Source organism: Pseudomonas sp. NPDC088322 (genome assembly GCF_044740745.1).
Classification (GTDB): Bacteria; Pseudomonadota; Gammaproteobacteria; order Pseudomonadales; family Pseudomonadaceae; genus Aquipseudomonas; species Aquipseudomonas shirazensis.
Genome location: NZ_JBIURK010000003.1, coordinates 328,550 through 340,827 on the forward strand (window position 1 = coordinate 328,550; position 12,278 = coordinate 340,827).

12 protein-coding genes are annotated in these 12,278 nt (G+C 61.7%); 8 read left to right on the forward strand and 4 right to left on the reverse strand.

Annotation, left to right across the window (positions count from 1 at the left end; translation table 11 throughout):
* The first annotated feature begins 229 nt into the window (after window positions 1-229).
* The 4 genes from glnA to ntrC all read left to right on the forward strand — a co-directional run bounded on the left by glnA (window position 230) and on the right by ntrC (window position 5,107).
* The gene (gene glnA, locus ACIOAU_RS09090) at window positions 230-1,636 is read left to right on the forward strand and encodes a type I glutamate--ammonia ligase (RefSeq protein WP_101315620.1); all 1,407 of its coding nucleotides are present in this window, start codon (window positions 230-232) and stop codon (window positions 1,634-1,636) included.
* Between the two features lie 156 nt (window positions 1,637-1,792).
* Window positions 1,793-2,326 (forward strand): chorismate mutase, encoded by a 534-nt coding sequence (locus ACIOAU_RS09095; protein WP_401181457.1) that lies wholly within the window; start codon window positions 1,793-1,795, stop codon window positions 2,324-2,326.
* Window positions 2,327-2,588: 262 nt separating this feature from the next.
* A complete protein-coding gene (gene glnL / locus ACIOAU_RS09100) occupies window positions 2,589-3,674 on the forward strand; it encodes a nitrogen regulation protein NR(II) (RefSeq protein WP_101315616.1) in 1,086 nt (361 codons plus the stop codon).
* Window positions 3,671-5,107 (forward strand): nitrogen regulation protein NR(I), encoded by a 1,437-nt coding sequence (ntrC, locus tag ACIOAU_RS09105; protein WP_101315613.1) that lies wholly within the window; start codon window positions 3,671-3,673, stop codon window positions 5,105-5,107. Before glnL ends, ntrC begins: the two co-directional genes overlap by 4 nt.
* 484 nt (window positions 5,108-5,591) lie before the next feature.
* Here the strand turns inward: ntrC and ACIOAU_RS09110 are convergent, their stop codons facing one another.
* Complete coding sequence (locus ACIOAU_RS09110; RefSeq protein WP_150571220.1) at window positions 5,592-6,029, reverse strand: hypothetical protein; 438 nt, start codon at window positions 6,027-6,029, stop codon at window positions 5,592-5,594.
* Between ACIOAU_RS09110 and trmL the strand changes: the two genes are divergently transcribed.
* On the forward strand, window positions 6,028-6,483 hold the full coding sequence (gene trmL, locus ACIOAU_RS09115) for a tRNA (uridine(34)/cytosine(34)/5-carboxymethylaminomethyluridine(34)-2'-O)-methyltransferase TrmL (protein ID WP_103435738.1): 456 nt from the start codon (window positions 6,028-6,030) through the stop codon (window positions 6,481-6,483). The two genes, ACIOAU_RS09110 and trmL, sit on opposite strands and share 2 nt — an antisense overlap.
* A gap of 51 nt (window positions 6,484-6,534) precedes the next feature.
* Here trmL and secB read toward each other — a convergent pair whose 3' ends face one another.
* The 3 genes from secB to ACIOAU_RS09130 are packed head-to-tail and all read right to left on the reverse strand — an operon-like array spanning window position 6,535 to window position 7,728.
* A complete protein-coding gene (secB, locus tag ACIOAU_RS09120) occupies window positions 6,535-7,020 on the reverse strand; it encodes a protein-export chaperone SecB (RefSeq protein WP_103435737.1) in 486 nt (161 codons plus the stop codon).
* Between the two features lie 38 nt (window positions 7,021-7,058).
* Complete coding sequence (grxC, locus tag ACIOAU_RS09125) at window positions 7,059-7,313, reverse strand: glutaredoxin 3 (protein WP_101315605.1); 255 nt, start codon at window positions 7,311-7,313, stop codon at window positions 7,059-7,061.
* A 1-nt stretch (window position 7,314) separates the two neighbouring features.
* A complete protein-coding gene (locus ACIOAU_RS09130) occupies window positions 7,315-7,728 on the reverse strand; it encodes a rhodanese-like domain-containing protein (protein WP_101315604.1) in 414 nt (137 codons plus the stop codon).
* A gap of 204 nt (window positions 7,729-7,932) precedes the next feature.
* Here ACIOAU_RS09130 and gpmI point away from each other — a divergent pair, with 204 nt between their 5' ends.
* The 3 genes from gpmI to ACIOAU_RS09145 all read left to right on the forward strand — a co-directional run bounded on the left by gpmI (window position 7,933) and on the right by ACIOAU_RS09145 (window position 12,276).
* On the forward strand, window positions 7,933-9,465 hold the full coding sequence (gene gpmI / locus ACIOAU_RS09135) for a 2,3-bisphosphoglycerate-independent phosphoglycerate mutase (protein WP_101315602.1): 1,533 nt from the start codon (window positions 7,933-7,935) through the stop codon (window positions 9,463-9,465).
* A gap of 118 nt (window positions 9,466-9,583) precedes the next feature.
* On the forward strand, window positions 9,584-10,885 hold the full coding sequence (locus ACIOAU_RS09140) for a murein hydrolase activator EnvC family protein (protein ID WP_401181465.1): 1,302 nt from the start codon (window positions 9,584-9,586) through the stop codon (window positions 10,883-10,885).
* Between the two features lie 74 nt (window positions 10,886-10,959).
* Window positions 10,960-12,276, forward strand: a complete 1,317-nt coding sequence (locus ACIOAU_RS09145; RefSeq protein WP_150571520.1) for a S41 family peptidase — start codon at window positions 10,960-10,962, stop codon at window positions 12,274-12,276.
* Window positions 12,277-12,278: the final 2 nt, after the last annotated feature.

Sequence of the window (12,278 nt, forward strand, 5' to 3'; positions counted from 1 at the left end):
ATTTGGTGCGCAGTTCGCAATTTCCGCATCTAAAAGGTGCGCTTTTGCTCGGACCACTACCAATAAGTGCCCCTGAACGCCCGCTTTTATCTCAGACTCGCCATTTTCGGGCACTGGCATGCAATTTGCTCTCTTGTGAGGCAGGTAAGCTTGGCCGACTATCCGCGCCCAGCAACACCCTTTTTCCAGGGCAGCGGCCCACCGCGCTCTAGACCCTCCGGAGGACAACATGTCGAAGTCGGTTCAACTCATCAAAGATCATGACGTCAAGTGGATTGATCTGCGTTTCACGGACACCAAAGGCACTCAGCATCACGTGACCATGCCGGCGCGTGATGGTCTGGACGAAGACTTCTTTGAAGTCGGCAAGATGTTCGACGGTTCGTCGATTGCCGGCTGGAAAGGCATCGAAGCCTCCGACATGATCCTGATGCCGGTTGACGATACCGCTGTGCTCGACCCGTTCACCGAAGAGCCAACCCTGATCATCACCTGCGACATCGTCGACCCGTCGAGCATGCTCGGCTACGATCGCGACCCACGTGCTATCGCCAAGCGCGCTGAAGAGTACCTCAAGAGCACTGGCCTGGGTGACACCGTGTTCGCCGGTCCAGAGCCTGAGTTCTTCATCTTCGACGAAGTGAAGTTCCAGTCCGACATCTCCGGTTCGATGTTCAAGATCTTCTCCGAGCAAGGCTCGTGGATGACCGGTGCTGACATCGAAGGCGGCAACAAAGGCCACCGTCCAGGCGTCAAAGGCGGCTACTTCCCAGTACCTCCGTTCGACCACGACCACGAAATCCGTACTGCCATGTGCAACGCACTGGAAGAAATGGGTCAGATCGTTGAAGTTCACCACCACGAAGTGGCGACTGCCGGTCAGAACGAAATCGGCGTCAAGTTCAACACCCTGGTGAAGAAAGCTGACGAAGTCCAGGCCCTGAAATACGTCGTGCACAACGTTGCCGACGCTTACGGCCGCACCGCTACCTTCATGCCGAAGCCACTGTACGGTGACAACGGTTCGGGCATGCACGTGCACATGTCGATCTGGAAAGACGGCAAGAACACCTTCGCTGGCGAAGGCTATGCCGGCCTGTCCGATACCGCCCTGTACTTCATCGGCGGCATCATCAAGCACGGTAAGGCACTGAACGGCTTCACCAACCCGTCGACCAACTCCTACAAGCGTCTGGTCCCAGGTTTCGAAGCACCGGTAATGCTCGCCTACTCGGCCCGTAACCGTTCCGCATCGATCCGTATTCCTTACGTCAGCAGCCCGAAAGCTCGCCGTATCGAAGCGCGCTTCCCGGACCCGTCGGCCAACCCATACCTGGCCTTCGCAGCCCTGCTGATGGCTGGCCTGGACGGCATCCAGAACAAGATTCACCCAGGCGATGCTGCCGACAAGAACCTCTACGACCTGCCACCAGAAGAAGCCAAGGACATTCCGCAAGTCTGCGGCAGCCTGAAAGAAGCTCTGGAAGAGCTGGATAAAGGCCGTGCGTTCCTGACCAAGGGCGGCGTGTTCTCCGACGACTTCATCGATGCCTTCATCGAGCTGAAGAGCGAAGAAGAAATCAAGGTGCGCACCTTCGTACACCCGCTGGAATACGAGCTGTACTACAGCTGCTGATGTAAGCGACGCCTGTCGTCGCTAGGCATCAACTGAAGACGGCCTCCCTCGGGAGGCCGTTTTCCGTTTCGCCAGACAGGATTTTCAGAAGCGTCCGACTTGCGCACCCTCAGCATCACCGCACACTTCCAGCCTCCACTGAAAAGGAGACTGCCGATGCGCCTTGCCCCCTTTATCCTCGCCTGCGCCCTCGGTCTGAGCGGCTGCAGCGCCACCTCTGACGACCCCACCTTCTCACCCCTGCTTGACCTGGTCGAGCGGCGACTGGCCGTGGCCGATGTGGTGGCGCTGCATAAATGGGATAACGCCCAGCCCGTCCAGGCAACCGAGCGCGAGCAAGCCATCATTGCTGCCGTGCGCAACGCGGCGCCTGGCTATGGCCTTGACCCTGCGCGTGCAGCGGCGTTCTTTGATGATCAGATAGAGGCCAACAAGCTGGTGCAGTATGCGCGGCTGTCGCAATGGCAGCTCGCCGGAGCGGCGCCGGCACTGCCACGACATGACTTGCAACGCATCATCCGCCCGCGGCTGGACGGCCTGCAGACAGACCTGCTGCACCAATTGGCGTCTTTCGATCAAACCCGCAGCCGCCAGTGCGCGCGCAAGCTGGCCCTGGCATTGGCGCAACGCCAAGGCGATGCACTGCACCGTACCGGCATGATCCGCGCCACCGGGCAGCTCTGCGACTGAGCAAGTGAGCAAGATGCTCTATATTGGTGCATGGCGGGGCCTACTGCTCTGCCATGCAGCCCAATATGGTTCAAGTGAATCGTTTCATCGATAGTTTTTGGCCTGCAATAGCGCATGAACAGGGCTTTTTCCGGTAATTGCGCTTCTTTTCGGAGCCTTGGTTTGTTTCTTGCATTTTCAAACCATCACGCGGATCACCAGCGCGCCCGCTCTTGGCTCAGCCAAGGGCGACCCATGTGCCAAAAGAGGTCGACGACGCCCCATGACCATCAGCGATGCGCAGCACCGTCTACTCCTGGACAACCTGACCACAGCGACCCTGCTGCTCAATGCCGAACTGCGCCTGGAGTACATGAACCCGGCCGCAGAGATGCTGCTGGCGGTCAGCGGTCAGCGCAGTCATGGGCAGTTCATCAGCGAGCTGTTCACCGAGTCGACCGAGGCGCTCAACTCACTGCGCCAGGCCGTTGAACAGGCTCACCCGTTCACCAAGCGCGAGGCGCAACTGACCTCGCTGACCGGGCAAAGCATTACCGTCGATTACGCGGTTACGCCGATCCTGCATCAAGGCCAGACCTTGCTGCTGCTCGAGGTGCACCCGCGTGACCGGCTGTTGCGTATCACCAAGGAAGAGGCCCAGCTGTCCAAACAGGAAACCACCAAGATGCTGGTGCGTGGCCTCGCCCATGAAATAAAGAATCCGCTCGGCGGCATTCGTGGCGCGGCGCAGTTGCTGGCCCGTGAACTACCCAATGATGGCCTGCGTGATTACACCAACGTGATCATCGAAGAAGCCGACCGCCTGCGTAACCTGGTCGACCGCATGCTCGGCTCGAACAAGCTGCCGTCGCTGGCGATGACCAACATTCACGAAGTGCTGGAGCGCGTCTGCAGCCTGGTCGAGGCCGAAAGCCAAGGCTGCATCACTTTGGTGCGTGATTACGACCCGAGCCTGCCGGACGTGTTGATCGACCGCGAGCAGATGATCCAGGCCGTACTTAACATCGTGCGCAACGCAATGCAGGCGATCAGCAGCCAGAACGAATTGCGCCTGGGCCGCATCAGCCTGCGCAGCCGCGCCGTGCGCCAGTTCACCATTGGCCACATCCGTCATCGCCTGGTAGCCCGCGTCGAAATCACCGACAACGGCCCCGGCATCCCGGCGGAACTGCAGGACACCCTCTTCTATCCCATGGTCAGCGGGCGCCCGGACGGTACCGGCCTCGGCCTGGCCATTACCCAGAACATCATCAGCCAGCACCAGGGCCTGATCGAGTGTGAGAGCCATGCCGGCCACACCACCTTCTCGATCTTCCTGCCTCTGGAACAAGGAGCCACTGCCCCATGAGCCGAAGTGAAACCGTGTGGATCGTCGACGATGATCGCTCCATCCGCTGGGTCCTGGAAAAAGCCCTGCAACAGGAGGGCATGACCACCCAGAGCTTCGACAGCGCTGACGGAGTCATGGGTCGCCTGGCCCGGCAGCAGCCGGACGTGATCATTTCCGACATCCGCATGCCTGGCGCCAGCGGCCTGGACCTGCTGGCGCAGATTCGCGAACAACATCCGCGCTTGCCGGTGATCATCATGACCGCGCATTCGGACCTGGACAGTGCGGTAGCCTCCTATCAAGGCGGCGCTTTCGAGTACCTGCCCAAGCCGTTCGACGTTGACGAGGCGGTCTCGCTGGTCAAGCGGGCCAACCAACATGCTCAGGAGCAGCAAGGCCTGCATGTCGCGCCGACGCTGACGCGCACGCCGGAGATCATTGGCGAGGCGCCGGCGATGCAGGAAGTATTCCGCGCCATCGGCCGCCTCAGCCACTCCAACATCACCGTGTTGATCAACGGTGAGTCGGGTACCGGTAAAGAGTTGGTTGCCCACGCCCTGCACCGTCACAGCCCAAGGGCTGCTTCGCCGTTCATTGCGTTGAACATGGCGGCGATCCCCAAGGATCTGATGGAGTCAGAGCTGTTCGGCCATGAGAAAGGCGCCTTCACCGGCGCTGCCAACCTGCGCCGTGGCCGCTTCGAGCAGGCCGATGGCGGCACGTTGTTCCTCGACGAAATCGGCGACATGCCAGCCGACACCCAGACCCGCCTGCTGCGGGTATTGGCTGACGGTGAGTTCTACCGCGTGGGCGGGCATATCCCGGTCAAGGTCGATGTACGCATCATTGCCGCAACGCACCAGAACCTGGAAACCCTGGTCCAGGCGGGCAAATTCCGTGAGGACTTGTTCCACCGCCTGAACGTGATCCGCATCCATATTCCGCGACTGTCCGACCGCCGTGAGGATATCCCCACCCTCGCCAGGCACTTCCTCGGCCGAGCGGCGCAAGAGCTGTCGGTCGAGCCAAAGCTGCTCAAGCCGGAGACCGAAGAGTTCATGCGCAACCTGCCGTGGCCGGGCAACGTGCGCCAGCTGGAGAACACCTGCCGCTGGATCACGGTAATGGCCTCTAGCCGCGAAGTGCTGGTGGGTGACCTGCCGCCGGAGCTGCTCAACCTGCCGCAGGATGCTGCGCCGGTGACCAACTGGGAGCAAGCACTGCGCCAGTGGGCGGATCAGGCGTTGGCGCGGGGGCAGTCCAACCTGCTCGACAGCGCGGTGCCGAGTTTCGAGCGGATCATGATCGAGACCGCACTCAAGCATACCGCCGGGCGTCGGCGTGATGCTGCGGTGTTGCTGGGTTGGGGGCGTAACACCCTGACCCGCAAGATCAAAGAACTGGGGATGAAGATCGACGGCGGCGATGAGGATGACGGCGACGATCATTGATCCACGCTTGACGCCATACACGCCGGGCCGCATAGCGGCCTTTTTCGACCGGTCCATCGCGCCCCTCTAGGAGCGGCCTTGCCGGGGCGCCGGACCGGTCGGAAAGGGCTGCGTAGCGGTCCAGGATCTGCGCAACGCCATGGAATCGCCGGGCCAGCTCCGCTGGCCTTTCCGACCGGTCCGGCGCCCCGGCAAGGCCGCTCCTACAGGGACCGCGCTCGGTTGCGGATCTGCGCAGTCTGTACCATGCACCGAGATCGTGCCCAACGCACCGCAGCAAGGCACAAACGACATCAAATCCCGACCTAATCACCCGCAAACCCTAACAAACACAGCGTTTGAAAACCTGGCACGCCCCCTGCAATAGCTATTGCACAACCAGTTTCGGGGGCCCTGGTACAGGCAGGCCGGGTGACCCCTATTTTATTCGCAAGTCGAGCAAGTTCTGGGGACCTCGGTACAGGCAGGCCGGGAATCCCCTCTTTTATTCGTGCAGCCTCACCTGCACACGCCAACGTCCCGCGTCCTCTGCAGCGCTCCATTCGCCCTGCAGGGGGCGCGCGGCCACCACCGTCAGCAGCAAGCCCTTGTCGCTGTTCTGCAAACGCCAGCCGACCGGCTTCTCCTCCAGCATCAGTTGCCCGCGCTGCGCCTTGCCCTTCGCTTCGAACACAATCGCCACCGTACCTTCGACGTTCTCGCCATGCAGCTTTGGCTCTTCGTTGAACCACAGGTCAAGCCCGCCCTGCACTACTCCGATCTGCTCCAGCACACGCTCTTCAGGCGTGGTCAGGCGGCCGATCATCAAGCCGACCATCACCCCGACGATGGCCAGCGACAGCATTACCCGCGGGAACGCTTTCGAACGCTGATCCGGTTCAGGGGTAGAATGCTCGTCATCTTCACGCTTGGAGCCGTGCATGTTTCACGTCATCCTTTTTCAACCAGAAATTCCGCCGAATACCGGCAATATCATCCGCCTGTGTGCCAACAGCGGCTGCGCCTTGCACCTGATCGAGCCGATCAGCTTCGAGCTGGACGACAAGCGCCTGCGCCGGGCCGGGCTGGACTACCACGAGTATGCCACGCTCAAGCGCCACGAGAGCCTGGCGGCGTGCCTGGAAAGCCTCGGCCAGCCGCGTCTGTTCGCCTTCACCACCAAGGGCTCGCACCCGTTTCACGAGGTTGCCTACCAACCAGGCGATGCCTTCCTGTTCGGCCCGGAAAGCCGCGGCTTGCCGGCCGAAGTACTCGACGCCCTGCCCGCCGAGCAGAAGCTGCGCCTGCCGATGCGCCCGGGCTGCCGCAGCCTGAACCTGTCCAACACCGTGGCGGTGACGGTATATGAGGCCTGGCGCCAGCAGGGCTTTGTCTGAGCCACAAAAAAAGCGCCCAACAGGGCGCTTTTCTCGGTCTGGCAGCCGTGCTTATTGCAGCGACGGTGCTTCGCCAGCGGCCTGCATGCGCTCCATTTCCTGCGCGTACAGGGCGTCGAAGTTCACTGGCGACAGCATCAGCGCCGGGAACGAGCCGCGGGTTACCAGGCTGTCCAGGGTTTCGCGAGCGTACGGGAACAGGATGTTCGGGCAGAACGCGCCGAGGGTGTGGCTCATGGAAGCCGGGTCAAGGTTCTTGATCAGGAAGATACCGGCCTGCTGCACTTCCGCGATGAAAGCCACTTCGTCACCGTTCTTGACGGTCACCGACAGGGTCAGCACGACTTCATGGAAGTCGCCTTCGAGGGCTTTCTGACGGGTGTTGAGGTCCAGCGAAACAGCCGGCTCCCACTGCTGACGGAAGATCTGCGGGCTCTTCGGTGCTTCGAAAGACAGATCGCGCACGTAGATACGCTGCATGGAGAATTGTGCTGCGTTGTCGTCAGTGGCAGCGCCGTTGTTCTGTTGCTCAGTCATGGCTGATCCTAATCCTAATGGGTTGAATGCGGTGTGACTCAGGCCGCGAGGAGGCTGTCGAGCTTGCCCGCGCGCTCGAGGGCGTACAAGTCATCGCAACCACCGACGTGGGTGCTGCCGATCCAGATCTGCGGTACCGAGGTACGGCCGGCCTTCTGGCTCATTTCGGCGCGAACCTGGGGCTTGCCGTCGACCTTGATTTCCTCGAACGGCACGCCTTTGCTTTGCAGCAGTTGCTTGGCGCGGATGCAGAACGGGCAGTAGTCGCTGGAATAGACGATGACGGGCTTCATATCACTTCACCAGGGGCAGGTTATCGGCTTTCCAGCTGGAAATGCCACCGCTGAGCTTGGCCGCGGTGTAACCAGCTTTGAGCAGTTCACGGCAATGGGTACCGGATTGCTGACCCATGCTGTCGACCACGATCAGGGTCTTGTCTTTATGCTTTTCCAGCTCGGCCATACGGCTGGCGAGCTTGTCTTGCGGGATGTTCAGGGCGCCAACGATGTGGCCGGCCGCGAATTCCTTGCTGGTGCGGATGTCGAGCACCACGCCTTTGTCGGCGTTGACCAGCGCAGTCAGCTGGCCGTTGCTCAGGCTCTGGCCGCCACGACGGATTTCGTTGAGCAACAGCAGGATCAGCAGAACAAAGAAAATCGCCACCAGAATGAAGTGGTTTGTGGCAAATGTAATCAGGTTAGCAACCATCAGGTGTGTTCCACGCGATTGAAAATGTCGGCCAGTATACACAGCAGCCAAGGCCCACCAAAGCCCGCCCGCCGGGCAGGCGTGCAGCATTCATCTGCAAACGTTGCAGCGCCAGTCGGCAAACACGATGAATTTTCGCCTGGGGTGGCGCATTTGCCCTAAAATCGGGTCTTTATCATCTTCTGGCAACCGTGAGTGCGATTGATGACGAACACCCCCAAGCCTCTGGTCCTGATCATCCTTGATGGTTTCGGGCACAGCGAACACGTCGAATACAACGCCATCCTTGCCGCGCAGACGCCGGTCTACGATCGCCTTTGCGCTACCCAGCCGAACGGCTTGATCTCGGGTTCGGGCATGGACGTCGGCCTGCCTGACGGGCAGATGGGCAACTCCGAAGTCGGCCACATGAACCTCGGCGCTGGCCGCGTGGTGTACCAGGACTTCACCCGGGTGACCAAGGCCATCCGCGATGGCGAGTTCTTCACCAATCCGGTGCTCTGCGATGCAGTCGACAAGGCTGTCGGCGCCGGTAAGGCCGTGCACATCCTCGGCCTGCTCTCCGACGGTGGCGTACACAGCCACCAGGATCACCTGATCGCCATGGCCGAACTGGCCGCGCAGCGCGGCGCCGAGAAGATCTACCTGCACGCGTTTCTCGATGGCCGCGACACGCCGCCACGCAGCGCGCAGTCGTCGCTCGAACTGGTCGACGCAGCGTTCGCCAAACTGGGCAAGGGCCGCATCGCCAGCATCATCGGCCGCTACTTTGCGATGGACCGGGACAACCGCTGGGACCGCGTCGCCGCGGCCTACAACCTGATCGTCGACTCCAGCGCCGACCACACTGCGGCTACCGCTGTGGAAGGGCTTGAGGCCGCCTACGCGCGCGGCGAGAGCGATGAATTCGTCAAGGCCACGCGGATTGGCGAAGCGGTCACTGTCGAAGATGGCGATGCGGTGATCTTCATGAACTTCCGTGCCGACCGCGCCCGCGAACTGTCGCGGGTGTTCGTCGAGCCTGACTTCAACGAGTTTGCCCGCACCCGCCAGCCAAAAGTGGCAGCCTTCATCGGCCTGACCCAGTACTCGGCGAAGATCCCCGCGCCGGCAGCCTTCGCCCCGGCCAGCCTGGACAACGTGCTTGGCGAATACCTGGCAAAAAACGGCAAGACCCAACTGCGGATTGCCGAAACCGAGAAGTACGCTCACGTCACCTTCTTCTTCTCCGGTGGCCGCGAAGAGCCGTTCGAAGGCGAAGAACGTATTCTCATCCCGTCGCCCAAGGTTGCTACCTATGACCTGCAGCCCGAGATGAACGCGCCTGAGGTCACCGACCGCATCGTCGAAGCGATCGAGCAGCAGCGCTACGACGTGATCGTGGTCAACTACGCCAACGGCGACATGGTCGGCCATACCGGCGTATTTGCCGCTGCGGTCAAAGCCGTCGAGGCGCTCGACACCTGCGTCGGGCGCATTGTCGATGCCCTGGACAAAGTCGGTGGCGAAGCACTGATCACCGCCGACCACGGCAACGTCGAGCAGATGGAAGACGAGAGCACCGGCCAGGCGCATACCGCGCACACCACCGAGCCCGTGCCGTTCATCTATGTCGGCAAGCGCCAGCTCAAGGTGCGTAAAGGCGGCGTGCTGGCCGATGTAGCACCGACCATGCTGACCTTGCTCGGCCTGGAAATCCCGGCAGAAATGACCGGGACTTCGATTCTGGTCGAATAAACCGCCCGCTACACCGCTGTTTCCAGACAAACGCCCCGCTGCAGATGCCGCGGGGCGTTTTGTTTGCAGGCCCAGGCGGGCATACTAGGCCAGTCTCCATCCCTGGTACGCCCACTCCATGTTCCGCGCCCTGATCCTTCTCGCCCTGTCATGCCTGCTCAGCCCGGCCTTTGCCGATGAGCGCGCACAGACCCAGCAACAACTGGATGCCACCCGCCAGGACATCGCCGAGCTCAAGAAGATGCTGGGCAAGCTCCAGGAAGAAAAATCCGGTGTGCAAAAAGACCTGAAGAGCACCGAAACCGACATCGGTAACCTGGAAAAGCAGGTGGAGGCCCTGCAGCAAGAACTAAAAAAGACCGAGGGCGAACTGGAGCGCCTTGATACCGAGAAAAAAAAACTCCAGTCCGCCCGCACTGAACAACAAGGCCTGATTGCCAGTCAGGCCCGCTCGGCTTATCAGAACAACGGCCGCGAGGAATACCTGAAACTGCTGCTCAACCAGCAGAACCCAGAGAAATTTGCCCGCACCCTCACCTATTACGATTACCTGAGCAAGGCGCGTATGGAGCAGTTGCGCGTGTTCAACGAGACCCTGCGTCAGTTGGCCAATGTCGAGAAGGACATTGCCAGCCAGCAGGCGCAGTTGCTCGCCCAGAGCGGCAACCTCGACAGCCGCCGGCAGGAGCTCGAAGCCGAGCGCGACAAGCGCAAGGCGGTATTGGCCAAGCTCAACAGCGACTTGAAGCAGCGCGACCAGAAGCTGCAAGCCCGCGAGCAGGACCAGGCCGAGCTGGGCAAGGTGCTCAAGACCATCGAAGAAACCCTCGCGCGCCAGGCCCGCGAAGCTGAGGAGGCGCGGCAAAAAGCCCTGATCGCTCAGCGCGAAGCCGAACAACGCCGCCAGCAGGAGGTTTTGGCCGCACGCCAGGCCCCAGCCGAGGCGCCGGCCGAGCCACCGAAAAAGGCCCTGACCACCCTCGGCCCGATGGTTTCCGGCGATGGCGCCAGCTATGGCGGTGCGTTTTCTGCAGCGCGGGGCAAACTTCCATGGCCAGTCAATGGTCGATTGCTGGCACGCTTCGGTGATGCCCGTGGTGGTGATGCCCGCGCCAAATGGGATGGTGTGATGATCAGCGCCAGCAGTGGCACCCAGGTTCGCGCAGTGCACGGCGGCCGAGTGGTATTTGCCGATTGGTTGCGTGGGGCTGGACTTCTGGTCATTCTCGACCATGGTAATGGCTATCTGAGCTTGTATGGCCACAATCAACGCCTGCTCAAGAGCGCCGGTGATGTGGTCAAGGCTGGGGAAGCCATATCCACCGTGGGTGACAGCGGTGGCCAGGAAAGCGCAGGTCTGTACTTTGCCATTCGTCAGCAGGGCCGCCCGAGCGACCCGGCGCAATGGTGCCGTGGCTAGGCATTTCAACTTATTTACGGTGGCTGCACCGAGGCTCCTGCGGGAGCGCCAACAGGATCAGGAGTTCGTTCGACATGCTGCACTCGCCTCGCCTCACCCAACTGGCCCTGACCGTCGCCCTGGCGATCGGCGCGCCCCTGGCCTATGCCGCCGAGCCGGCCAAGCCAGCCGCAACGCCAGCTCCCGAGGCCACGGCGAAGTCGCCGCTGCCGCTGGAAGAGCTGCGCACCTTTGCCGAAGTCATGGACCGCATCAAAGCGGCATATGTCGAACCGGTGGACGACAAGACCCTGCTGGAGAACGCCATCAAGGGCATGCTCAGCAACCTTGACCCGCACTCGGCCTACCTCGGCCCGGAAGACTTCCAGGAACTGCAGGAAAGCACCAGCGGCGAGTTCGGCGGCCTGGGCATCGAAGTGGGCATGGAAGACGGTTTCGTCAAAGTTGTCTCGCCCATCGACGACACCCCGGCCTCGCGTGCCGGCATCGAAGCCGGCGACCTGATCGTCAAGATCAATGGCGCGCCGACCCGTGGCCAGAGCATGACCGAAGCGGTCGACAAGATGCGCGGCAAGATCGGCGACAAGATCACCCTGACCCTGGTCCGCGATGGCGGCACGCCTTTTGACGTGACCCTCGCCCGTGCGGTCATTCAGGTCAAGAGCGTCAAGAGCCAGCTGCTGGAAAGCGGCTACGGTTATATCCGCATCACCCAGTTCCAGGTCAAGACCGGCGAAGAAGTCGGCAAGGCCTTGGCCAAGCTGCGCAAGGACAACGGCAAGAAGCTGCGCGGGGTCGTGCTCGACCTGCGCAACAACCCCGGCGGCGTGTTGCAGTCGGCGGTCGAAGTGGCCGACCACTTCCTGACCAAAGGCTTGATCGTCTACACCAAAGGCCGCATCGCCAACTCCGAGCTGCGCTTCTCGGCCGACCCGGCCGACGCCAGTGAAGGCGTACCACTGGTAGTGCTGATCAACGGCGGCAGCGCCTCGGCTTCGGAGATCGTCGCCGGCGCCCTGCAAGACCAGAAGCGCGGTGTGCTGATGGGCACCGACAGCTTCGGCAAAGGCTCGGTGCAGACCGTGCTGCCGCTGGCCAACGACCGCGCCCTGAAGCTTACCACCGCGCTGTACTTCACCCCCAACGGCCGCTCGATCCAGGCCCAGGGCATCGTCCCCGATATCGAAGTGCGCCAGGCCAAGCTCACTGCCGAGGCCGACACCGAGAACTTCAAGGAAGCCGACCTGCAAGGCCACCTCGGTAACGGCAACGGCGGCGCCGACCGCCCGACCGGCAGCAGCAAGCGCAAAGAGCGCCCGCAGGATGATGACTTCCAGCTGAGCCAGGCACTGAGCCTGCTCAAAGGCCTGAACATCACCAAGGGCGAATGATC